This window comes from Gaoshiqia sediminis (assembly GCF_025907915.1).
Lineage (GTDB): Bacteria > Bacteroidota > Bacteroidia > Bacteroidales > Prolixibacteraceae > Gaoshiqia > Gaoshiqia sediminis.
Genome location: NZ_JAPAAF010000027.1, coordinates 1 through 21,297, shown reverse-complemented (window position 1 = coordinate 21,297; position 21,297 = coordinate 1). Strand labels below are relative to the sequence as shown.

The 21,297-nt window shown below is 49.8% G+C and carries 20 protein-coding genes; 9 read left to right on the top strand and 11 right to left on the bottom strand.

Going from position 1 to position 21,297, the window contains the following annotated elements; translation table 11 throughout:
* Position 1: 1 nt before the first annotated feature.
* On the bottom strand, positions 2–1,078 hold the full coding sequence (locus N2K84_RS14815; protein WP_282592605.1) for an endonuclease/exonuclease/phosphatase family protein: 1,077 nt from the start codon (positions 1,076–1,078) through the stop codon (positions 2–4).
* A 120-nt stretch (positions 1,079–1,198) separates the two neighbouring features.
* Positions 1,199–2,044, bottom strand: coding sequence for a peptide chain release factor N(5)-glutamine methyltransferase (gene prmC, locus N2K84_RS14810; protein ID WP_282592604.1), 846 nt, complete (start codon positions 2,042–2,044; stop codon positions 1,199–1,201).
* Positions 2,045–2,079: 35 nt separating this feature from the next.
* Between prmC and ribD the strand changes: the two genes are divergently transcribed.
* Positions 2,080–3,126 (top strand): bifunctional diaminohydroxyphosphoribosylaminopyrimidine deaminase/5-amino-6-(5-phosphoribosylamino)uracil reductase RibD, encoded by a 1,047-nt coding sequence (gene ribD, locus N2K84_RS14805; RefSeq protein WP_282592603.1) that lies wholly within the window; start codon positions 2,080–2,082, stop codon positions 3,124–3,126.
* 47 nt (positions 3,127–3,173) lie between these two features.
* Here ribD and N2K84_RS14800 read toward each other — a convergent pair whose 3' ends face one another.
* The gene (locus tag N2K84_RS14800) at positions 3,174–3,578 is read right to left on the bottom strand and encodes a DUF6146 family protein (RefSeq protein WP_282592602.1); all 405 of its coding nucleotides are present in this window, start codon (positions 3,576–3,578) and stop codon (positions 3,174–3,176) included.
* A 94-nt stretch (positions 3,579–3,672) separates the two neighbouring features.
* On the opposite strand from N2K84_RS14800, the gene cls reads away from it, so the two are divergent.
* On the top strand, positions 3,673–5,139 hold the full coding sequence (cls, locus tag N2K84_RS14795) for a cardiolipin synthase (protein ID WP_282592601.1): 1,467 nt from the start codon (positions 3,673–3,675) through the stop codon (positions 5,137–5,139).
* Here cls and N2K84_RS14790 read toward each other — a convergent pair.
* Together N2K84_RS14790 and N2K84_RS14785 are read right to left on the bottom strand one after the other, a co-directional pair.
* Positions 5,136–5,444 carry a winged helix-turn-helix domain-containing protein gene (locus N2K84_RS14790; protein ID WP_282592600.1) on the bottom strand — a complete coding sequence of 103 codons (309 nt, stop codon included), beginning with the start codon at positions 5,442–5,444 and terminating at the stop codon, positions 5,136–5,138. The genes cls and N2K84_RS14790 overlap by 4 nt on opposite strands.
* Positions 5,437–6,063: a hypothetical protein gene (locus N2K84_RS14785; protein WP_282592599.1), complete on the bottom strand. Its 627-nt coding sequence runs from the start codon at positions 6,061–6,063 to the stop codon at positions 5,437–5,439. The genes N2K84_RS14790 and N2K84_RS14785 overlap by 8 nt, the downstream gene beginning before the upstream one ends.
* 317 nt (positions 6,064–6,380) lie before the next feature.
* Here N2K84_RS14785 and N2K84_RS14780 point away from each other — a divergent pair, with 317 nt between their 5' ends.
* Both N2K84_RS14780 and N2K84_RS14775 read left to right on the top strand, forming a co-directional pair.
* Positions 6,381–7,853 carry a RimK family protein gene (locus tag N2K84_RS14780; RefSeq protein ID WP_282592598.1) on the top strand — a complete coding sequence of 491 codons (1,473 nt, stop codon included), beginning with the start codon at positions 6,381–6,383 and terminating at the stop codon, positions 7,851–7,853.
* Positions 7,853–8,308, top strand: coding sequence for a GNAT family N-acetyltransferase (locus N2K84_RS14775; protein WP_282592597.1), 456 nt, complete (start codon positions 7,853–7,855; stop codon positions 8,306–8,308). The genes N2K84_RS14780 and N2K84_RS14775 overlap by 1 nt, the downstream gene beginning before the upstream one ends.
* Positions 8,309–8,528: 220 nt before the next feature.
* On the opposite strand, the gene N2K84_RS14770 is transcribed toward N2K84_RS14775, so the two are convergent.
* The 4 genes from N2K84_RS14770 to sppA all read right to left on the bottom strand — a co-directional run bounded on the left by N2K84_RS14770 (position 8,529) and on the right by sppA (position 13,233).
* A complete protein-coding gene (locus N2K84_RS14770; protein WP_282592596.1) occupies positions 8,529–9,485 on the bottom strand; it encodes a pyridoxal-phosphate dependent enzyme in 957 nt (318 codons plus the stop codon).
* 6 nt (positions 9,486–9,491) lie between these two features.
* Entirely contained in the window at positions 9,492–10,304 is an 813-nt protein-coding gene (locus N2K84_RS14765) for a purine-nucleoside phosphorylase (RefSeq protein WP_282592595.1), read from the bottom strand.
* Positions 10,243–11,346 carry a tetraacyldisaccharide 4'-kinase gene (gene lpxK / locus N2K84_RS14760; protein ID WP_282592594.1) on the bottom strand — a complete coding sequence of 368 codons (1,104 nt, stop codon included), beginning with the start codon at positions 11,344–11,346 and terminating at the stop codon, positions 10,243–10,245. Before lpxK ends, N2K84_RS14765 begins: the two co-directional genes overlap by 62 nt.
* Positions 11,347–11,457: 111 nt before the next feature.
* Positions 11,458–13,233, bottom strand: coding sequence for a signal peptide peptidase SppA (gene sppA / locus N2K84_RS14755; protein WP_282592593.1), 1,776 nt, complete (start codon positions 13,231–13,233; stop codon positions 11,458–11,460).
* Positions 13,234–13,325: 92 nt separating this feature from the next.
* On the opposite strand from sppA, the gene folK reads away from it, so the two are divergent.
* Positions 13,326–13,823 (top strand): 2-amino-4-hydroxy-6-hydroxymethyldihydropteridine diphosphokinase, encoded by a 498-nt coding sequence (folK, locus tag N2K84_RS14750; protein WP_282592592.1) that lies wholly within the window; start codon positions 13,326–13,328, stop codon positions 13,821–13,823.
* Between the two features lie 15 nt (positions 13,824–13,838).
* Here folK and N2K84_RS14745 read toward each other — a convergent pair whose 3' ends face one another.
* Entirely contained in the window at positions 13,839–14,378 is a 540-nt protein-coding gene (locus N2K84_RS14745) for a hypothetical protein (RefSeq protein ID WP_282592591.1), read from the bottom strand.
* A gap of 124 nt (positions 14,379–14,502) precedes the next feature.
* Here N2K84_RS14745 and N2K84_RS14740 point away from each other — a divergent pair, with 124 nt between their 5' ends.
* Positions 14,503–15,732: an LL-diaminopimelate aminotransferase gene (locus N2K84_RS14740; protein ID WP_282592590.1), complete on the top strand. Its 1,230-nt coding sequence runs from the start codon at positions 14,503–14,505 to the stop codon at positions 15,730–15,732.
* A gap of 221 nt (positions 15,733–15,953) precedes the next feature.
* Here the strand turns inward: N2K84_RS14740 and N2K84_RS14735 are convergent, their stop codons facing one another.
* A complete protein-coding gene (locus tag N2K84_RS14735) occupies positions 15,954–16,337 on the bottom strand; it encodes a hypothetical protein (RefSeq protein WP_282592589.1) in 384 nt (127 codons plus the stop codon).
* Between the two features lie 856 nt (positions 16,338–17,193).
* On the opposite strand from N2K84_RS14735, the gene N2K84_RS14730 reads away from it, so the two are divergent.
* The 3 genes from N2K84_RS14730 to N2K84_RS14720 are packed head-to-tail and all read left to right on the top strand — an operon-like array spanning position 17,194 to position 20,487.
* Positions 17,194–18,549: a glutamine synthetase family protein gene (locus N2K84_RS14730; protein ID WP_282592588.1), complete on the top strand. Its 1,356-nt coding sequence runs from the start codon at positions 17,194–17,196 to the stop codon at positions 18,547–18,549.
* Between the two features lie 35 nt (positions 18,550–18,584).
* Positions 18,585–19,628: an aminoglycoside phosphotransferase/kinase family protein gene (locus N2K84_RS14725; RefSeq protein WP_282592587.1), complete on the top strand. Its 1,044-nt coding sequence runs from the start codon at positions 18,585–18,587 to the stop codon at positions 19,626–19,628.
* 1 nt (position 19,629) lies between these two features.
* Positions 19,630–20,487 (top strand): HAD-IIA family hydrolase, encoded by an 858-nt coding sequence (locus N2K84_RS14720; protein ID WP_282592586.1) that lies wholly within the window; start codon positions 19,630–19,632, stop codon positions 20,485–20,487.
* Positions 20,488–21,297 lie beyond the last annotated feature (810 nt).

Here is a 21,297-nt window from a genome sequence, read left to right as displayed (position 1 = left end):
CTTATTCCTCTTTTTTCGCCGTCTTTCTCACCAACTTGCAGCTCACCGGATAATGGTCAGAATAGTCCACCTTATCGATAGCGAAGTTATACCCGTCAAACAGGTCGCTGTGCAGGATGTAATCGATCCGGAAAGAGGGCAGCCGCCCCAGGTAGGTGTTGCCAATGCCTGCGCCCGACTCCACGAAGGCATCCTTCAGCTTGTTCCGCACGAGCTTGTAGGTGTATGAGATAGGGGTATCGTTAAAGTCGCCGCAAACAATGACCGGGTAGGGCGATTGGTCAATTTCGCTGCGCAGTATTTCTGCTTGTTTAGCCCGTTGAATAAATCCCCTTTTCAGTTTGCCCCCAAACAGCCGGGCCCCTTTCATGTTTTTTTCCTGATCGTTTAGCGACAGCGAATCGAGCGTGCTGATATCCTTGGGCGAGAACTGATAGCTTTGCAGATGGCAATTAAAGATGCGCAGGGTATCTTGTCCTGCCACCACATCGGTATAAATAAACATGTTGCCGCTTTCTTCGAAATGAATTTCAGCGGTGTTAATGATCGGGAACGCCGAAAAAGTAACCGGTCCGCCACGCTTGGCCGGGTGACTATACTTGGGGAATCCTTTCAGTGAAAACTCCTTTTTGAAACCGTCAAAGCCACGTCGGTGCATAAAAGCCATTTCCTGAAAACAAACAATATCAGGCTCTTTGCTCCGCACCAAATCCAGGATGGCATTTGCCGTTTCTGATTTCGATAAATCCGGCTTCCCCTCAAATTGTTTGATGTTGTAGCTGACCACCACCAATCCGGGTTCCTCTGTCTTTTTTGCGCTGAAGGAGAAGTAATTTTGCAGGTGGTTGAACCCCAGCAGGATGAAGGCCAGCGAAACCAGTGCGTATTTGCTGGTGCCAAACAACCAGTACAGGATGAACAACAGATTGATAAAGAGTATATAGGGGTAGGCTAAACCAATGATGGCCGGCATCCAGAACTTTTCGGGGCTGACATAAGCCGACAGGTAAACAATCAGTAAAGCAAAACCCGCGGCCAGGTTGAACAGCAGAACGATATTCCTGAAAAATTTTCTCACGGTATTTGATGAATTGTATGTCGTTGGAAACTTACACAAATTTAAAAATACACACTGAATGGCTTTGATTAATTTGTTGAAATTTCTTTTCAGTATTACTGACGGATATTTTTCAGGGATTTAAACGTACCGGGCTGCAATCATGCGGTTTTTTCCGTTGATGTCTTTTTTCAGCTGAACGTTATCAAAGCCGTTTTCCTCCAGCAGATGCACACATGCCGGGCCAAACGCTTCGTTGATTTCCCAAAAAAGCTTGCCGCCTTTTTTCAGGTGCTGGCGGCCAAACCGCACCAGGGCCGCATAAAACACCAGCGGGTCTTCGTCCGGAACAAACAGGGCGCTGTGGGGTTCGTGGGCGAGTACATTGGGCTGCATCAGTTGTTTTTCTTTTTCGGTGACGTACGGTGGGTTACTGACGAGGATATCGAGACCGGGGAAGGTAGCCGGCAGCAAGGGGTTTAAGATGTCGAGGTGGAAAAAAGCCACTTCGGTTTGATTGATCCCTGCGTTGGCGCGGGCCACCTTCAGCGCTTTTTCGGAGATGTCGCAGCCCATTACTTTGGCAGCGGGCAGGAATTTTTTCAGGCTGACAGGAATGCAGCCGCTTCCGGTGCCCACATCCAGGATGACTGGCGAGGCGATGGTAAGGTCTTTCAATATCCAGTCAACCAACTCTTCGGTCTCGGGCCGCGGAATCAGCACATCTTCCGTTACCTGAAAAGGAAGACTGTAAAATTCAGTTTCCCCCAAAATATATTGAATAGGTTCGTGCTTCTTCAAACGCCTGACGATTTCATTCAGATGAAGCTGTTCGTCAGGGGTGAGCCGCTCGTTTTTTTTCAGTAACAGATCGGTCGGCGTGTAATTTCTTAGGGCTGAAAAAATCAACCGGACCAGCCCTTCGATTTCCTGATCCGGATAAAGGTCCTTCAATTCTTTGCGGATATATGCAATGCTTGCCTGCATTTATTTGTATTTTTGGCAAAGGTAAATTTTTCCGGGTGAAGATAGCTGAAAAATATATGGAACGGTGCATCTCGCTGGCCCGTCTGGGAAGTGGGGAAGTGGCCCCCAACCCGATGGTAGGCTCGGTAATCGTTTGTAACGACTTAATTATTGGCGAAGGTTTTCACCGGCAATATGGCGGCCCGCATGCCGAAGTAAATGCCATCAACTCAGTGAAGGACAAATCACTGCTGAAAGAATCGACCATCTACGTCAGCCTCGAACCCTGTGCCCATTTCGGGAAAACACCGCCTTGTTCCGACCTGATTATTTCTCACAGAATTCCGCGTGTGGTGGTTGGTTCGGTGGATCCGTTTGCCAAGGTGGCCGGCAAAGGAATCGAGAAAATGCGCCGGGCAGGCATCCAGGTGGAGGTTGGTGTGCTGGAAGATGAATGTTTGGAGCTCAACCGGCGTTTCTTCACTTTTCATCAGCAACAGCGTCCTTATGTGATTCTGAAGTGGGCGCAAACCCTCGACGGTTTTCTGGATATCGACCGCTCACAGCCTGAATTCGGCCAGCCCACTTGGATCAGTAACGAGCTTTCGCGAAGGCTGGTACACCGCCAACGCACCGAAGAAGCAGCCATACTGATCGGAACCAACACGGCCATGAAGGACAACCCGTCGTTAACCGTGCGCGACTGGAGCGGGCGACAGCCGGTCCGGTTAGTCATCGACCGACAAAACCTCCTGCCAGATTCGCTGCACCTGAAAGACGGCACTATGCCAACAATCGTGTTCACTGATAATAAAGGCGAAAACAGGCGAAACTTGGAATTTGTTCCGCTGGATTTCAGCCGGAATATCCTTCCCCAGCTTCTGGACTTTTTGTACGCCCGCGAGCTGCAATCGGTGGTGGTAGAAGGTGGCAAACTGTTGCTGCAATCGTTCATCGATCAGGATTTGTGGGACGAAGCCCATGTTTATGTTGGGCACAGCTGGTTTGGCAATGGGGTGCCGGCCCCTCATTTGGCAAAGCTGCCCCGTAAATGCGAGCAGCTACACGATACCATCCTCCAGGTTTTTTACCGGCAGAATTGATGAATCCTCATCTTCTCGTTTGATCTCTTTGTTTCTTATTCTTCATGTTACCAGCTCTTTGGTCCGTCAGGGATCAGCGGGATGCGCAGGACGTTTTCAACATACATGAAATAATAAAAAAGCTTGTGGTTGATTTCCAGCCCATAGTCCGTGTTAGCGTCATAGTTGATGTTCCCGTCAATCAGCCGGGCGTGACGGTAGCCCATTTCATGGTAGTTCCATGCCTGAACATAGCGCTGGTTCCAAAATTCATAGTAGCGCTGTTCGTGGAAATTGGCCGGTTTGGCTCGGGTGATAAACCAGGTTTCAAAGCCAGTGTCAAAAACCACTAATTCATAGCTTACGCTGTCCTCTTCTGCTTCTGCTGTTTTTTCCTGAATGGTTACTGCTTGTTGCGTGCTGCAACCCAGTCCAATCAACACATAAAAAATACATACGATCCAGCTCTTCATGGCTTTTATTTTTTATTTTTCTACGAAATTCATTTTGGTTTGTTAATCACCCATAAATTGGCGAATTTTAATAAAACGAACTTAACTGGTTGCTATGACAGGATTTTTTCCTCAATTACTCGAACATCTGCCTTCGGTGTTTTTTTTGTTGTACCTGCTGACCGTTATTTTTATTGCTGTCCTGATTGTCTTGGAGAACCGCAGTCCGCTAAAAACCATTAGTTGGGTGTTGGTATTGGTGCTGCTGCCTGTTGCCGGGATGATCTTTTATCTGTTTTTCGGGCAGGAATACCGGAAAAAGAAAATGTTCTCGAGGAAGGGCTTGGGTGACTTGGAGAAACTCCGTAAGCTTACCCAGGATCAACTGGACTTGTTGCCCCGAAATTACGAGGGTTTTAGCGATGCGGTTTACCGGAAGCGTCACTTGATCAAGCTGATGTTGTCCAACTCCAATGCCTTGCTTACCGACGACAATGAGGTGAAAATCCTGAAAAACGGGGAGCAGGCTTTCCCCGCCATGTTTCAGGCCATGGAGAAGGCCCGCCATCATATCCATGTCGAATTTTATATCATTGAAAACGATACGGTTGGTAACCAGTTGCGCGATTTGCTGATCCGCAAAGCCCGGGAAGGGGTGGAGGTGCGGGTGATTTTTGATGATGTGGGCAGCTGGCAGCTCCCGAAAAAATATATCCGTTCGCTGGAGCAAGCGGGTGTCCGTATCGACTGTTTCATGAAAGTGCGTTTCCCGATGCTGACCTCGCGCGTCAATTACCGTAATCACCGGAAGATTATTGTGGTGGATGGGGAAGTGGCTTTTGTGGGCGGCCTCAATATTGCCGACCGCTACCTGCATGGCGCCAGAAAACTGGGCAGCTGGCGTGATACCCACCTGATGCTTAAAGGGGGTGCTGCTACCGGCTTGCAGGTAATTTTTATGGCCGACTGGTTTTTTGTTTCCAAGGAGATTTTGAAAGGCCGAAAATACTTCCGCTACCTGACGCACGGGGAGGGAAAATTGGTACAGATCGTGGCCAGTGGCCCCGATTCGGACTGGGAAAGCATCGGACAGGCTTATTTTTCGGCAATCGCCTCCGCCCGCGAACGGGTGTTTATTGCTACGCCTTACCTGATCCCCACTACTGAAATTGCCAATGCGATGAAAGTAGCTGCGCTGGGCGGCATTGATGTCCGTATCCTGCTGCCCCAAAAATCCGATGCCATCACCCCCAAATGGAGCACCGACTCGTACGTGGGCGAACTGTTGGAAGCAGGCGTAAAAATCTATCTTTACCAGCCGGGGTTTATGCACAGCAAGCTGATTGTGGTGGATGGCGTTTTCTCGTCGGTAGGAACGGCCAACTTCGATTTCCGAAGCCTGGAAACAAATTTCGAAGTGAATGCCATGATTTATGACGAAGTGGTTGCCACCGAACTTGAGCGACAGTTTTTTCAGGATTTGGGACAAAGCCGGGAAATCCTGCTCGACGACTGGCGAAAACGGCACTGGTCGGCCAAGGCCAAAGAATCGTTTGCCCGCCTGCTCAGCCCGGTGCTTTAATCATTTTCAGTTTTTGGGTTAAACTTCTCAAAATAAGAAGTAATGGCGCTTACGTATGTTTCATAGGCATCAACACCTGCCTGGGTGATTTTGCAGGTCGTGAGCGGATAGTTTCCTTTGAGCGATTTTATCACCTCAATATATCCGGCATCTTTTAGCTTGCCAAGCTGAAAACTTAAATTCCCCTTTGTCGTGTTGATGTTTTCCAGAAGATAAGCAAATTCAGCTGATTCAACATGGATCAACACCGACATGATCGCCAGCCTGACCTGTGAATGCAATACCGGATCCAATTCGTCAAACATGATTTGGAGTTTTGTTTCGTTTTGAATACAGAACATGTCCGGGGATTATAAAAGCGATAAGCCAGGCAATGGACTCCATGAGCAGTTGGTTTTCTATGCTCAGGTAGGACGAAAAAAATGCCAGGAACCCGAAGATGACCCCGCCAAAAATCAACGGGTCGTAGCGAAGGATACCCCCGGTAACCAACACGGCAAAAGCCATGAAAACCATAAACACCGCGTGTTGCAGCCTGACATTGAACGTGCCCAGGACGTTGAACAGGATGACATTGATCAGTACCAGGCAAACCACCAGGCTTATCCATACATAGCGTAAGGAAATCCCGATGTAAGTCTGGACTTTTTTACGTTGCCTCAGGATGTAATAAACGCTGTAAATGACAATCAGGAAGAAAATGGCTGCCATCACATAACTCATTATCTGCTTTGCCGGGTATGGTATGTCGATTTTTGATTGCAGAAATGTCAAGAAACTGATGGAAAACAAAAGCCAGCCCCACAGAATAAACAGGATACCGTCATTTTTCAGTTTGTTTTGAGAAACCTGGATCATCTCCCGGATCAGGAGAAGGGATTGCTTCTCATCAAAGCTCTCCTCGGTGTGTTGATTTGTATTCATGACAAGTTGGTTTTATTTGGTTTGTACTACAAACTTAATAAGGTTTGCAATGCAAACCAAATAATTCAGGGAGTAATTTCAGAGAATCTTTGATACATCATTTTATTGGAAAAAAAATGCTGCAACAGGACAACCTTTCAATAAATTGCGTACAATTGTACGGCAGAAATACAAGGTTTTGTTCTTTTGTAAGTTGCTGTAATTTAGTATTCTGTGCGGGTATTGCTGTTCCCGGGAAATACGGGGAGGCGATCTGCCGGAAATAAGAAAATCATGTAAATAGAGCATCAATTATTTTTTTTTGACGAAAATTTGTAATGCAATCAACTCTGATCCTCCTGGATTCATTCGCACAGTGGAAACCATACTACGAAACGGAATCGCTGGCAACTGCCGCTGACTACCTGCAGAATGAACATCTGAGTAAACACCCGCTGCTGGTCATCAATTTGTGCAGCAAGCTTGATTATCATTCCGAAGGTTATTATTGTTCACTACTGGCGCAGGCCCGTGGTCATAAGGTGTTGCCGGATGTAGATATCCTGAACCGGCTGGAAAGTGGCGCCCTGACCCGGATGGACGACTCGCTGCAAAAAATCTGTTACAAATGGATGCAAGGCCGCGAATCCAACGACCGCGACTTTTATGAGGTTGACATCTATTTCGGGACCACCAAAGAACCGGAACTGAACAAGATTGCCCGCTTTATTTTCGAGCAGTTTCCCTGTCCGTTGCTGCGGGTAACTTTTGCCAACCGCTCCCGCAACCAGATTGATTCGGTGCGTTTACTTAGCCTGAACGAGCTGGACGATGCCCGGCAGGATTTGTTTGCCCAGGCGCTGGACAACTTCAGCCAGAAAATTTGGCGGCAACCCCGCCATCATAAAGCCAGCCGTTTCGATCTGGCTATTTTGCACGATCCTGCCGAACAACTGCCGCCAAGTAACAAGGCTGCTCTCAATAAATTCATCAGCCAGGCCAAAAAGCTGAACATCAACGCCGAGCTGATTACGGAAGAGGACACCACGCGCCTGCTGGAGTTCGATGGACTTTTCATCAGGCAAACCACCGCACTGAATCATATTACCTACCACCTTTCGCAAAAGGCCTGGCAGGCCGACATGGTTGTGATCGACGATCCGCTGTCGATTATCCGCTGCACCAATAAGGTTTATCTGAAAGAATTGCTGGAGCGGGAAGGAATTCCCACGCCCAAGTCGAAGCTCATTTTTAAAAATAACCTGGCTTCCTTTGCCGAGATCAGCGGGTTTCTGGGAACGCCTATCATACTGAAAGTCCCGGATGGCTCTTTTTCCATCGGGATGCACAAGGTGGGCAACGAACAGGAATATGTCCGGGCGCTCGAACTGCTTTCCGAAAAAACCTCGGTTTTCCTGGCGCAGGAGTTTGTGCCCACCAGTTTCGATTGGCGCATCGGTATCATCAATGGCGAACCGTTGTATGCCTGCAAATATTATATGGCACGCGGACACTGGCAGATTTATAATCATCAGGATCCCGGCAAGCCGAAATCCGGGGCGTACGAATCGGTCCCGATCAGCAAGGTGCCCAAACATGTGGTTCGCAATGCTGTAAAAGCCGCATCGTTGATTGGTAAAGGGCTTTATGGTGTTGATCTGAAAGAGGTGAACGGCCGGTCGGTGGTCATCGAGGTAAACGATAATCCATCCATCGATCAGGGGGTGGAAGATGATATTTTGGGCGATGAACTGTACCGCCGCATTTTACGCGAATTCGCCACCCGCATGGAACAGAAAGGACGGAAGTAATGGAAGGGGCAACACAAATACGGCAGGCACGCAGCCAGGATTTGGAGCAGCTTCTCCACTTGGAAGAATTGTGTTTCAACGAAGAAAGCTTTTCCCGGCAACAACTTCGCTATTTGTCCACCCGGGCCAAGGCTGATTTTTTGCTCACGGAAGAAGCCGGCGAAATCACTGCCTTTATTGTTTTGCTGAAACGAAAAAACAGCTCCGGCTTGCGCATTTACTCACTGGCTGTTTCGCCACGCCACCGGGGAAAAGGACTGGCCCGCCTGCTATTGGCCGAAGCCGGGAAACGTGCCCAGACCTACGGAATTAGCTACCTGACGTTGGAAGTAAGTGCGTTTAACGAACCGGCAGTTTGTTTGTATAAACAGCAGGGTTTTGAAGTTTTTGGCGAACGCCCCGCCTACTATAAAAATGGCAGCAAGGCCCTGCTGATGCGGAAAAAGGTAGGGTGACTTTTCTGAAAAAAACCGAAAATGAATACCCTGTGTATTACTAAACCGAAGGTAGAATGTATCATTAAGTCATCCAGGGTCATTGGGTGGCATAAAAAGAAAGGAATGGCGATCAAACGACCGTAAATGACCGCAAAAATACCCGGGGAGGCCAGCACCCGGATGTCAAGGCCCGAAATTAAACTGGGAGGCCCGGTATGGCAACAACTTGTTTTACAGATTACAGCAGCTCGTGAAACGGCAGCTTCTCCAAATCCACATTGCCGCCGCTGAGGATGATACCTACCTTTTTGCCGCGCACGTCCACTTTATTTTCAAGAATGGCAGCCAGCGGGACAGCCGATGAAGGTTCGATGATGATTTTCATGCGTTCCCAAACCAGTCGCATGGCTCGCACGATGCCTCGTTCCGACACGGTGACAATTTCGTCGGTCTTGCGACGGATGATGCGGAAATTAATTTCGCCCACCGAGGTCAGTAGACCGTCGGCAATGGTTTTCGGGTTGATAGAAGGGATCAGTTTGTTGGCATGAAACGATCGGCAGGCATCGTCGGCCCCTTCGGGTTCGGCGGCAATCACCAACCCTTTCGGGTTCATTGCGCGTCCGGTGATGGCAGTCCCGCTGAGCAAGCCGCCGCCGCCAATGGGGCACAGGAGGATGTCGAACCGGCCTGCATCTTCGATCAACTCTTTGGCTGCTGTACCTTGTCCGCAAATCACCTGGATATTGTTGTACGGGTGAATCTCGATGGCGCCGGTCTTTTCGGCCACCCGGGCCAAAGTAGTCTCACGGGCTTCCAACGTAGGCTGGCAAAAAGTGATTTCTGCCCCGTAGCCTTCCACCGCCTTCTTCTTAATTTCGGGGGCTGTTTCGGGCATCACAATATAAGCCGGAATGCCGCGCATACGGGCCGCCAATGCCAGCGCCGCCGCGTGGTTCCCCGACGAATGGGTACACACTCCGTGGGCCGCCTGCTCATCGGTTAACGAAAACACGGCATTGCACGCCCCTCGAAACTTGAAAGCGCCCACCTTTTGTAGGTTTTCGCATTTGAAGTACAAATCACCACCCGTCATTTCGTTGATGGAAATCGAGGTGAGCACCGGGGTGCGGTGGATAAACGGTTTGATCAGCTCATGCGCTTTTTCAATGTCGGTAAACTCCGGTAGTTTCATGGTCGGTTAAATTTCGGCAATCAAATTTTTTAGGATCAGGGTCATTTGGGGTTCCGATTTCATGGCCACTTCCTGCACTTCCTCGTGCGAAATTTCAACGATTTCGCCGGGCACACCGCTATCGGTAACAATGGAAATACCAAACACCTTCATGTCCATATGGCGGGCCACGATCACTTCGGGCACGGTGGACATGCCCACGACATCGCCGCCCAGAATGCGGAACATTTTGTATTCGGCGGGTGTCTCGAAGGTAGGCCCCTGCACGCCGACATACACGCCTTCCTTGATTTCGATCTTGTTTTTCAGGGCAATAAACTTGGCTTTTTGCCGCAATTCTTTATTGTAAGCCTGGCTCATATCGGGGAAACGTGGCCCCAAGGCGTCCTGGTTGGTTCCGTGGAGGGGGTGTTCCGGGAACATGTTGATGTGGTCGCTGATGATCATCAGGTCGCCGATTTTGAAGTCGGGGTTGAGCCCGCCGGTCGCATTCGATACAAACAGGTGGTTGATCCCAATCATTTTCATGACCCGCACCGGGAAGGTGACTTCTTTCATCGTATATCCTTCGTAATAATGAAACCGGCCTTGCATGGCCAGGATTTTCTTGCCGCCCAATTCGCCAAATATCAGGTGGCCGTTGTGCCCGTCAACTGTCGAAACCGGAAAGTTAGGTATCGTGCTGTAGGGAATTTCCTGTTCAATTTTAATTTCGTTGACCAGGCCACCCAGCCCGGAACCGAGGATAATGCCAACCTTAGGTTGTTGCTTGATCTTTTCGGTGATATAGCGCGCGGTTGCTTCGATTGTCTTTAACATAGCCTACTATTTTTTTGTCAAAACTTTTTCCTTCACTGTCCAAAAATTTAATCTTCACCGGCACAAAATACAGGCTCGCTTTCAGCTCGTCGGGCAAAGCGTTCTCGTTTTGCAGCCGCACCGCGTCTTTCTCCGTGGTCAAAACAAAGGCTTCGCGGTTTTTCAGCTGATCATATTTTTGAGCAATCAGGCCAAAGTCTTTTGCGGTAAATTCATGATGGTCTTCAAAAACCAGTTCATCCAGCAAATTTGTCTTGGACGACAGGTAATTGCGGAACTGGTCCGGATTGGCGATACCCGAAAGCATCAGCGTGGAAACCCGTTTTTCGTGAAAATCGGGCATGGGCCTGGCCAGGGCGGGAAATACCGGCTGGGGTGTGCCATATATCATCGTCGTGAAATACAGCGATTGATACGGGCGAAGGTTCACATCTTTCATGATGATGCGCCGGGTAATGGGTGTGATCTCATCGGGGCATTTGGTGTAGATGATTACGTTGGCCCGTCGTCGCTGGTATTTCCGCTCGCGAAGGCGCCCCCAGGGGAGCAAGTGGTCCTTATCGATCGGGCGGTTGTAGTCAATTAATAGAATGTTGATGCCAGGAGTGACGCTGCGGTGCTGAAAGGCGTCGTCCAGCAAAATAACATCGGGGGTTTGGTTTTCATCGTTCAGTAAGGTTTGTATGCCATGCACCCGTTTTTCATCCACGGCCACGGTTACTTCCGGAAACTTCCGTTTTATTTGCAGCGGTTCGTCGCCCACGCTGGCCACATCCGATTCCGGTTGCACCAGCAGAAACCCCTTCGTTTTCCGTTTGTACCCGCGGCTCAGGGTGGCCACCCGCACATGCTTTTTCAGCAGCTCCACCAGATATTCGGTATGGGGGGTTTTTCCGGTTCCGCCAACGGTAATGTTGCCAATTGAAATTACCGGTATCTCAAATTCGGTTGATTTCAGCAGGTTGTAGTCGTAAAAGGCGTTTCGCAGATAAACTGCCAGCCCGTAACCAAGCGAAAGCAGGTATAAAAATGGTTTCAGCATAAAGTGGAATTGAGATACGAAGTTACCAAAAATCGACCATAAAAAAAGAAGCTGTCCGGGAAAGACAACTTCTTTTTAGGGTATTAAAGCGATTTAAATAGGTCCGTGACCTTAGTTGATCTGAATATCATACGGAAGCCGGGTGAGGATGCCGCGCGTCCGGGTCAGGGACTTTAATTGTTTGTAGATCGGGTAGTGGTCGCCCAGCTCAGACTTCAGCAAGCGCATACGTGCTGTTCCCGAAAGTTCTTTCAGCCATTCTTCGAGCGGGTCTTTTATTTTGGGCAGTTGAATCACGCGGTAGCGTTCCGTTTCGCTCATGTCGGCGGCCAGTTTGATGGCGTCGTTCACACCGCCGTACAAGTCAATCAGCCGGTTGTCCAACGCGTTTTCGGCCGACCAAACGCGGCCCTGGCCAATGGCGTCCACCTCTTCCTTGGTCATTTTCCGTCCTTCAGCCACGCGCCCGATAAACGTGTCGTAGCCGTCCTCGATATAATTTTGGAGCAGTTCCAGCTCAAAATCGGTCAGTTTGCGGGTCAGCGAGAGGATGTCGGAATGTTCGTTCGTGTTCACCACATCCTGCGTGATCCCGAGTTTATCGTTGAGCAGTTCCCCGGCATTGGGGATGAGCCCGAAAATACCGATGGAGCCGGTGATGGTGGTGCGGTCGGCCATGATGGTATGGGCGGCGGCGGCAATGTAGTAACCGCCCGAGGCCGCCACATCGCTCATGGAGGCGATGACCGGTTTGGTTTCTGCCGCCAGTTTCACTTCGCGCCAAATCACTTCCGAACCGTAAGCGCTGCCTCCCGGCGAATTGATACGCAGCACGATGGCCTTGATGGATGAATCGCGGCGGGCTTCGCGGATGGTGCGCGAAATTTCTTCGGGATCGATGCCCGTGCCGCTTCCATCGGTGCCCATGCCAATGTCGCCGTTGGCATAAATCACGGCAATTTTATCGCGTGCCAGCCCTTTCCCGTCTGTTTTCACGGGTGCCTGCGCGTATTTCTTCACGTCAATCACCCGCAGGTCGCTGTTTTCTCGGATGCTGGTCAGCTCTTTCAGGTCGTTGATCACTTCATCCTTGTATAGCAGGGTGTCCACCAGCCCTTGCGCCATCAGGTAGTCAGCTCGTTGGAAAGTAGTCACGCCATCGGCCAGATCGTTCAGCTCATCTATGCTCAGCTGGCGCGATGCCGAGATGTCGGCCAGCAATTGGTTCCAGATGCTGCCCATATAGGTTTCGGTTTGCAGCCGGTTTTCCGGGCTCATCTTTTCGAGCATGAAGGGCTCCACCGCTGCCTTAAACTTTCCGTGGCGGATGACCTGCACCTCCACGCCAACTTTTTCCAGGGCTTTTTTGAAAAAACTACGTTGGGCGCTGAGTCCTTTGAAGTCGATCATTCCCTTGGGGTTAAGTACCACCTTGTCGGCTACCGACACCAGGTAAAAGGCTTTTTGCGACCACGCTTCCCCATAGGCATACACAAACTTGCCCGATTCTTTAAAGTCGGCAAGTGCATGGCGGATTTCTTCCAGGGTCGCCAGGCCGGCATCAATTTCGGATGGGTTCAGGTAGATGCCCCGGATGCGGTCGTCGGTTTTTGCTTTTTCAATACAGGCCAGGATATCGTCCAGGCCGGTTTGCCGGGGACCGGAAATGCCGGGCAGTTCCAAGTCGTTCAGCGGATTTTTATCCGATCGCTCCACAATCTTATGGTCGAGTTTCAACATCAGCAACGTTTTATCTTTCACATCTACCGGCTGTTCCGATAAGGACAGGATGGCCGAGAAGGTGACAATGAGCAACAACATGCCCACGAAACCTGCCAACAGAACGCCTATGACCGATGCCAGCGTAAATTTTAAAAAGTCTTTCATAGTAGTGATTTATTGTTTTGTGTTTTTAGCTTTGTAGCTTCAATTTTTTATTTGTACGAATTTACTTATTTGATTACAATTTTGTTCAAAAGATGGCGAGGCTTTTTTTATTGTTGGGTGGAAACCTGGGCGACAAGGCACAAATTTTTCGGCATGCACGTACCCGGTTGGCAGAAGAATTGGGCGAAATTGTTCAGCTGTCATCCATGTACGAAACAGAGCCCTGGGGCTTTCAGTCCGACGATTTGTTTTGGAACCAGGTAGTTGTACTCGAAACGGAGATGGACCCCGAAGCGGTTTTGGCCGTTACCAAGCGTGTGGAACTGGAGCTGGGGCGCGAACGAAAGGCCGAACGGTACAGTTCCCGCCTGATCGATATCGACTTGCTTTTTTATGATGACCTGGTGTATCACGAACCCAACCTGGAGCTTCCGCACCCCCGCATGATCGACCGGCGTTTTGTGCTGGAACCCCTGGCCGAGGTGGCAGCCGACAAGGTTCACCCCGTTTTTAAACTGAGCATTATCGAGTTGCTGGAAAACTGCTCGGACCACCTGACGGTGAAAAAGCTCGGTGGCCCGGGGCAGTAAATATCCGGTTACCGGCTATTGCAGCCCGTATCTTTTAACGGATGAGATATCCTTTTTCAACGACTTCATCACCGCATTCATATCCGCCAGGTCAATGGATTTGTTGGCTGCGTAGGCTGCCGGCAGTACAGCGATCCGAAATACCTGGTTATCGGTTTCAGCCGGTAACAGCTCGCTGTAATCCGACGTGTAGTTCAGGAAAATCTCCACATCGGCCACGGTATAGTCAAAATTGTATTGCAGCACGCCCTCAGGAAGCACCACTGTTTGCGGCAGCAAGCGCCATATATCCAGGACATTCCCGTTTCCGTCATCTGTCTGGTCCCACAGGATATATACCAGCACCAGATCGCTGTCGTAAATCTCCAGGTTATTCGGAAATTCGTAATACAGCGAATAATCGTTCTGAGCGCTGAAAGTTCCCTCAATTTCGATCACGCTGCCCAACAGGTTTATCCCGTCTTGCCCGGGAATCCCGGGTGGCCCCTGTTCTCCTTCACAGGAGCTTAGAAAAAGTACAGTCAGCAAGATAAAAAGTCGATTAATTGTTTTCATAAGCAGTTGTATTAAATTGGATGTTCTGACGGTTTGAATTTAGGCAAATCCGGGCAATTTTTTAACTTTGTGGTCCCTGTAAATTACGGTTTTAAAGGAATATTCATTCATAAAAAAACAATACATGGCATTAATTAACGAGCATTATTTGAAGTTGAAAGCGGGATACCTGTTTCCCGAGATTGGCCGCAGGGTAAAGGAATTTGCCGATGCCAACCCCGGAAAGAATATTATCCGCATGGGGATTGGCGATGTGACACAACCCCTGGCTCCCTCGGTTTTAAAGGCCTTTCACGATGGCGTTGACGAAATGGGCAAAGCCGAAAGTTTTAAAGGGTATGGCCCCGAGCAAGGGTACGAATTTTTGCGCCAGGCTATTGCCGTAAACGCTTATCAGGCAAATGGGATCGATATTTCGGCTGACGATATCATCGTGTCCGACGGCTCGAAATGCGACACCGGCAACATTCAGGAAATCTTCGGCAGTGAGAATAAGATTGCCATCTGCGACCCGGTGTACCCTGTTTATGCCGACACCACCGTGATGAGCGGAAAAACCGGCGAATGTGCTGCCAACGGCTATTATGCCGGCATCATTTACATGCCTTGTACCGACGAAAATGGCTTTATCCCCGAATTGCCGGCCGAGCGCCCCGACTTGATTTTTCTTTGCTACCCGAACAATCCTACCGGGACCGTGGCCAGCAAAGAAGAGTTGGCCAAGTGGGTAAAATACGCCCGCGATAACAAGAGCATCATCCTGTTTGATGCTGCCTACGAGGCATTTATCACCGAACCCGGCATTCCGCGTTCGATTTACGAAATTGAAGGCGCCAAGGAAGTGGCCATCGAATTCCGCAGTTTTTCCAAAACAGCTGGTTTTACCGGTACTCGTTGCGCCTTTACGGTCATTCCCGAGGAACTGAAAGCCTACGATAGCAATGGCAATGCCCATTCGGTGAAAAAATTGTGGCTGCGCCGTCACACCACCAAGTTCAATGGCGTGTCGTACCCGGTACAAAAAGCAGCTGCTGCCGTTTACACCGCGCAAGGTCAGAAAGAAGTGAGTGACGTGGTAGCTTATTACATGGAAAATGCCCGCATCATGCGCGAAAGCCTGTCTGCTGCCGGATACACTGTTTTTGGCGGGGTAAATGCCCCCTATATTTGGGTGAAAACCAAAAACAACATGAAATCGTGGGACTTTTTCGACAAGGTGCTGAACGAAGCCAACGTGGTGGGAACACCCGGCTCCGGGTTTGGCCCTGCCGGTGAAGGCTATTTCCGTTTCTCTGCATTTGCCGATCGTGCCAACGTGATCGAAGCCATGGAACGGATCAAGAAACTGGATTAATTACCGGAAAGAGGTATATGAAGTGTTAGTGGAGTTACGGTATGTTACCTGGTTGAAGGAGGAAGCTGTCATTCTTGATCATTTAGTGGCAGAAGACAATGAATGACAATCAAATGACAATCAATGACCGTAACAAATTCACACATAGGAAAGTAACCGGATAGTTAAAAACATAAAGACCCTGGCCATGCAGCCGGGGTTTTTTTTATGGCCGCCCGGCACTACTTCATCTCGATCGGCTTAATGATGAGCATCTTTCCGTTGGGCAACAGCTTGGTGTCATCAATATCGTGGTTGAAAACCTGACTGCCGGAATATCCACCGTTGATATGATAGCGGATCAGCAGGTTGTCCCATTCTGTTGGGTCGATCACTGCCCGGTCGATCATGGTGATTATTAGCAGATAGCTGTTTCTCAGCTCCGAGGCTTTCCCAATGACCGCTTCCCGGATGGCCCCGCTGTCATCGGCCGAATCATTGATCTTCAGTTGCTGGCCGCCACTCCGTGCCGAATATACCGTAGTACAGGCAATACCAGCGGTCTGGACCTTAACTCCTAAACTGATTGTGTTATCATCCTCTCCGGTAATGTAAGTCCGTTTCATCCTTTTTCGTTTTAGTGTGGTCGCAGGAATACCTGGCAATACATGAAATCGGTACCATGCACGTAAAGGGGGCAACGGGTTTCCGGCCTCGTCGGAACAACTGGTTCTACGGCGAAATGATGGCCTTGTTTCAGGGGATGGTCTTGGTATCCGGAATAAATTTCGCTCCCGGGTGTTGAGGTCCTTTGGAAGGATAAATGATGAATGTTGAATGTCGAATGGGGCGCTGCAGGCAGGCGTCATTGCGAAAGCAGCGCAGCGGAATGAAGCAATCTTTTGTGCATAGAGAACTTCCGTCAAAGCCGGGCAAGCTTTCAACGACTCAACGCCATACCGAGCAGCCTCGGATCCCGAGGGGATAGAACCATTCATCACCCCCAATCGGATTGGAGGATTGCGACTAATAAAAACCTTATCGATCTGGCCAACCTTAGTAGAAAAAGCACTATACCCGACCTCCTGCCAACCTTATTCCCTTATTTAAACTGTGTTTACATGAATATGGCAATTAGGTTTTTGGATTCATCATTGATCAGCAGGTTCCGAATCGCAATTTAATGGGCGTGCCTTTTCTCTTTCAGATGGAAAGTCACGGCATGCCGTGACCATACGGGGCGGTATGAGCCGGAGATCGTTCATCCGCGATTATAAGATTACGGCACCCGACTGGCTGAATGCGCCAACCCCTACATCTAAAATCCTTATTCGTTAATCTGCAATCGTTAATCGTTGATCCGCGATCACCGGGCTCCAATTTTTCTTTACATCAATATTTTAAAATGACTTGGTAAAAATCGCTTAATATCCGTAATTTGAGGATTCCGTTTGAATAGAAGCAACGTTAGCATTGAAAGTGATGGAAAAACAAGAAATTATAAAAAAGATAGAAAAATCAGGCCACCGGAAAGTCAGGTTCGCCATTTGTGACATCGACGGTATCTTAAGGGCAAAAAATATACATGTGGATAAGTTCCTGGAGGTGGCCGGCAACACGGTGGGCTACTGCGATGTAGTTTTTGGCTGGGACTCCAACGACCGTTGTTACGACAACGTGGAACTTACCGGATGGCATACCGGTTATCCCGATAAAAAGGCTGCGCTCGATCTGAACACCTTCCGCACGGTCCCCTGGGACAATGGCATTCCCTACTTTTTGGCCGATTTTGATGTGCCTGGCCAGGAAGTGGCCGCCTGCCCGCGTAGTCTGCTCAAGAAAATCAGGAAGCAGGGCGCGGATATGGGCTACAAAGCCATCTTCTCCGAAGAGTTTGAGTGGTTCAACTTCTGCGGAACGCCCAACCAGCTGGCCGAAACCGGCTATCGCAACCCGCAGCCCATCACGCCCGGCATGTTTGGCTACTCACAATTGCGCCCCAGTCAGCATGCCGATTATTACAACGAACTGTTCGACCTGTTGGCGCAGTTCAACATTCCACTCGAATCGATGCACACCGAAACTGGCCCCGGGGTGTACGAGGCCTGCATCTTTTACGACGAAATCCTGTCGGCTGCCGACAAGGCTGTCTTATTTAAAAGCGCCGTGAAGGAGATTGCCTACCGACATGGTTTTGTGGCCACGTTCATGGCCAAATGGAACGAACAGCTGCCGGGCAGCAGCGGCCATATCCACCAAAGCATCTGGAGCAGCGACGGGGGCAAGAACCTGTTCTTCTCGGGCAGCCCGGAGGAACCGATGAGCGAACTGATGGAAAGCTACCTGGCCGGACAACTGCGCTGCCTGCCGGAAATCCTGCCCATGTACGCGCCTACCATTAACAGCTACAAACGCCTGCGCGACGGGGCCTGGGCGCCTACCACCGTCACTTGGGGAAAGGACAACCGCACCACTGCCATCCGCATGATCAGCCGCGACGAGAAATCGACCCGCCTGGAGATGCGTGTGCCCGGGGCAGACTCGAACCCTTACCTGGCCATGGCGGCTTCGCTGGCATCGGGTCTGTACGGCATCCGTAACAAGCTGAAACTGGATATCCCGCCGGTGATTGGCAATGCCTATACTTCGGCCGATGTGCAGAAATTACCGGCCAACCTGCTGGATGCCACCCGTGTGATGGCCAACTCGGAAATTGCCAACGAACTGTTCGGAGAAGCGTTTACCCGGCACTTCACCCAAACCCGCGAATGGGAGTGGCGCGAATTTGCCCGCGCAGTCACCGACTGGGAAACCAAACGCTACTTCGAGATCATTTGATATTTTTGGCAAACTACAGACTTAATTTGAATGCTATGCACACGCTGGATTATTTTCAGATAATCAGACAAGCCTGGGAGGAGTTTGACGACCGGCATAAAATCAAAGGGATATTTGATGTGAGTGCCCATGTTTCGACCAACCAGGTGTACAAGGTATCGTTTTACGATCGGGAGCCCGTTTTTGCCAAACTGTCGGATTACGGCAAGTTTGACGACTTCAAGGAAGACCACATCATCATTAATAACCTGGCCAACAACCTGGAATGGCCTTACGAAAACTTCCTGGCCCGCTCGCTGGTGAAACGGAACGAGCTGTTTATTTACCGCTATTACGAGCAAAAACATTGCGCCTGGGTCATTTTTTATAACCCCATCAAGGTGAAGCACAAGCTGCCCCGTCGGCTTGAAGAAAAGCACATCAAGAAGATGGGGCGCGAGCTGGCCCGCTTTCATAGAGCTTGTTCCAATGTGAGCAACCAGCTGCCCCGGGCCTCCAAAAGTGTGGTGACTGATATTCATTCCTTGATGAAGACCATGCAGACCGGAAAGTTTTGCGCCACCCAAGAGCAACGCGACCTGATTTTGCGACAGTGCGATACCTTTCTGAACAATGCCGACAAGATAAACTACATGACCGATATTGAAACCATCCCCGTTTTCGTGGACTGGAATATCGGCAATTTTTCGGTGACCGCCGACGGTAAGTTTTATTCGCGTTGGGACTACGACTGGTTCCGCGAGTCAACCCGGGTGATGGATTTTTACTTTTTTAGCCGCGTGGTGTCGGATATTGGCGACCGCACCGTATTTAGTTACCTGATTGATAACCTGATGGAAGATCGCTTTCTGATGTTCCTGAAAGAGTACCACCGTATTTACCCGCTCACCGAGCCCGAAGTGCGCCTGATCCAGGAGGCATACCGTTTCTTTATCCTGAACTATGTCATCAAAGACGGACAATATTTCTTCAGGCAGGCCTATGCGCGGAAACTGCAAAAGGAAGCCTACGAAGCTTATCTGCCAACCATCGATACCAACTACCAGGTCGAAAAAATTTTAAAAGCCTTAAAACTCTGATATGAGAACCAAAGAATTTAAAAACATCGTCACCAAATACAAAACCGTATTTTTTGATGCCTTCGGGGTCTTGAAAAACCACAAAGGAATTATTCCCGGTATTGATAAAACCTTCGACTTTCTGGATGATCACGGGATCAACTATTTTGTGCTGACCAACGATGCTTCGCGCGGGCCGGAAGCCCTGGCCGAGGGATACCGGAGTCGCGGCATCAAAAGCATCACCCCCGATAAGATTATTTCCTCGGGCATGTTGGCGCGCGACTGGCTGGCCTTGAAAATCAAGGAAGGCACCGTGGCCTACCTGGGCACCCGCCAATCAGCCCACTACATCGAAACGGCCGGACTGGATACCTTGCCTATCAGCCAGATCAACCTGGATGACGTGGAACACATCAAGTGCCTCGTGTTCCTGGATGATGAAGGTTTCGACTGGAACCATGATATCAACAAGGTGATCAACCTGTTGCGAAAGCGAAACATGCCCGTCGTGGTGGCCAACACCGACATCAACTATCCCGTCAGCAAAAACGATATTGCTGTGGCTGTGGGAGGACTCTCCGATATGGTGGAAGAAATCCTGGGCAAATATTTCATCCGCTTTGGGAAGCCTGATGCTCAGATGTTTATGTTTGCCTACGAAAAAGCCTGCGAGGTAAAACCACTGCGCCGCGACGAGATCCTGATGGTGGGCGACACCTTGTTCACCGACATCATCGGCGGTAACAAGTTTGGCATGGATACCGCCCTGGTACTTTCGGGGAATACCCTTCCCGAAATGGCCAAGGTGCGCATCACCAGTTCGGGCATCATCCCCAACTACGTGTGCCCCTCCGTGCTGATCAACGGCGAATTTTAGCTCGGGCGCCGCGATTTTTAATCGCGGATTTCCGATTTCCGAATCGCAGCGGCCCGTACAGTTACGACATGTCGTGACCATTAACCTACTCCGAAGGAGTTACACGTTCATCACCGTCAGTGGTACTGGCGGTAAGGGAAGGTGCTAATTGTCAAGTGGATCCGGATTGTTGTTGTTGGCTGTGCAAAGTCACTTCCCCCCAATTTGCCGTGAGGCGAAAAGTGGGCGGGCCCGAAAATTTGGCCCGGGCCGGCGAAGGCCTTGCGGGAGGAAGGATTAAATTTTCTTGATTTTTCTTTGTTTCGTTTCTTTTCATCCAGGAAAAGAAATGAAATGGGGTTTAAGGGGCAAAGCCCCTGGTATTTCCGCTGTTTCCGGCAAAGTGTACGGAAGAAATAATTTGGGGCAAAGCCCCATCATGTGTTTCTGGCGGAAATATTTCCGGTTATTGATTGCCGATCAACGATTTCCGATCAGTTCAACCCGCTTCGGGGTTGGGGAAAGCGCTCTCATTTTACGCCGTCCCCCAATTCGATTGGGGGTGATGAATGGTTCAATACCCTTGGGGATCAGGCTTCAACGGGAGTATTCAGTTTTCAGTTTTCAGTCGCCAGTTGCCAATTGCCAGTGGCCAGTTTTAAATCATAATGATTAAAATAAATCCGTGTCATCTGCGTCCCATTCTTCGGTGCAACGCGCCCCATTCATCATTCGACATTCATCATTCATCCTTCCAAATGTCTGTGTCCTAATTTCCTTCCTCATTGCAGATTGCTTCATTCCGCTGCGCTTCATTCGCAATGACGCCTG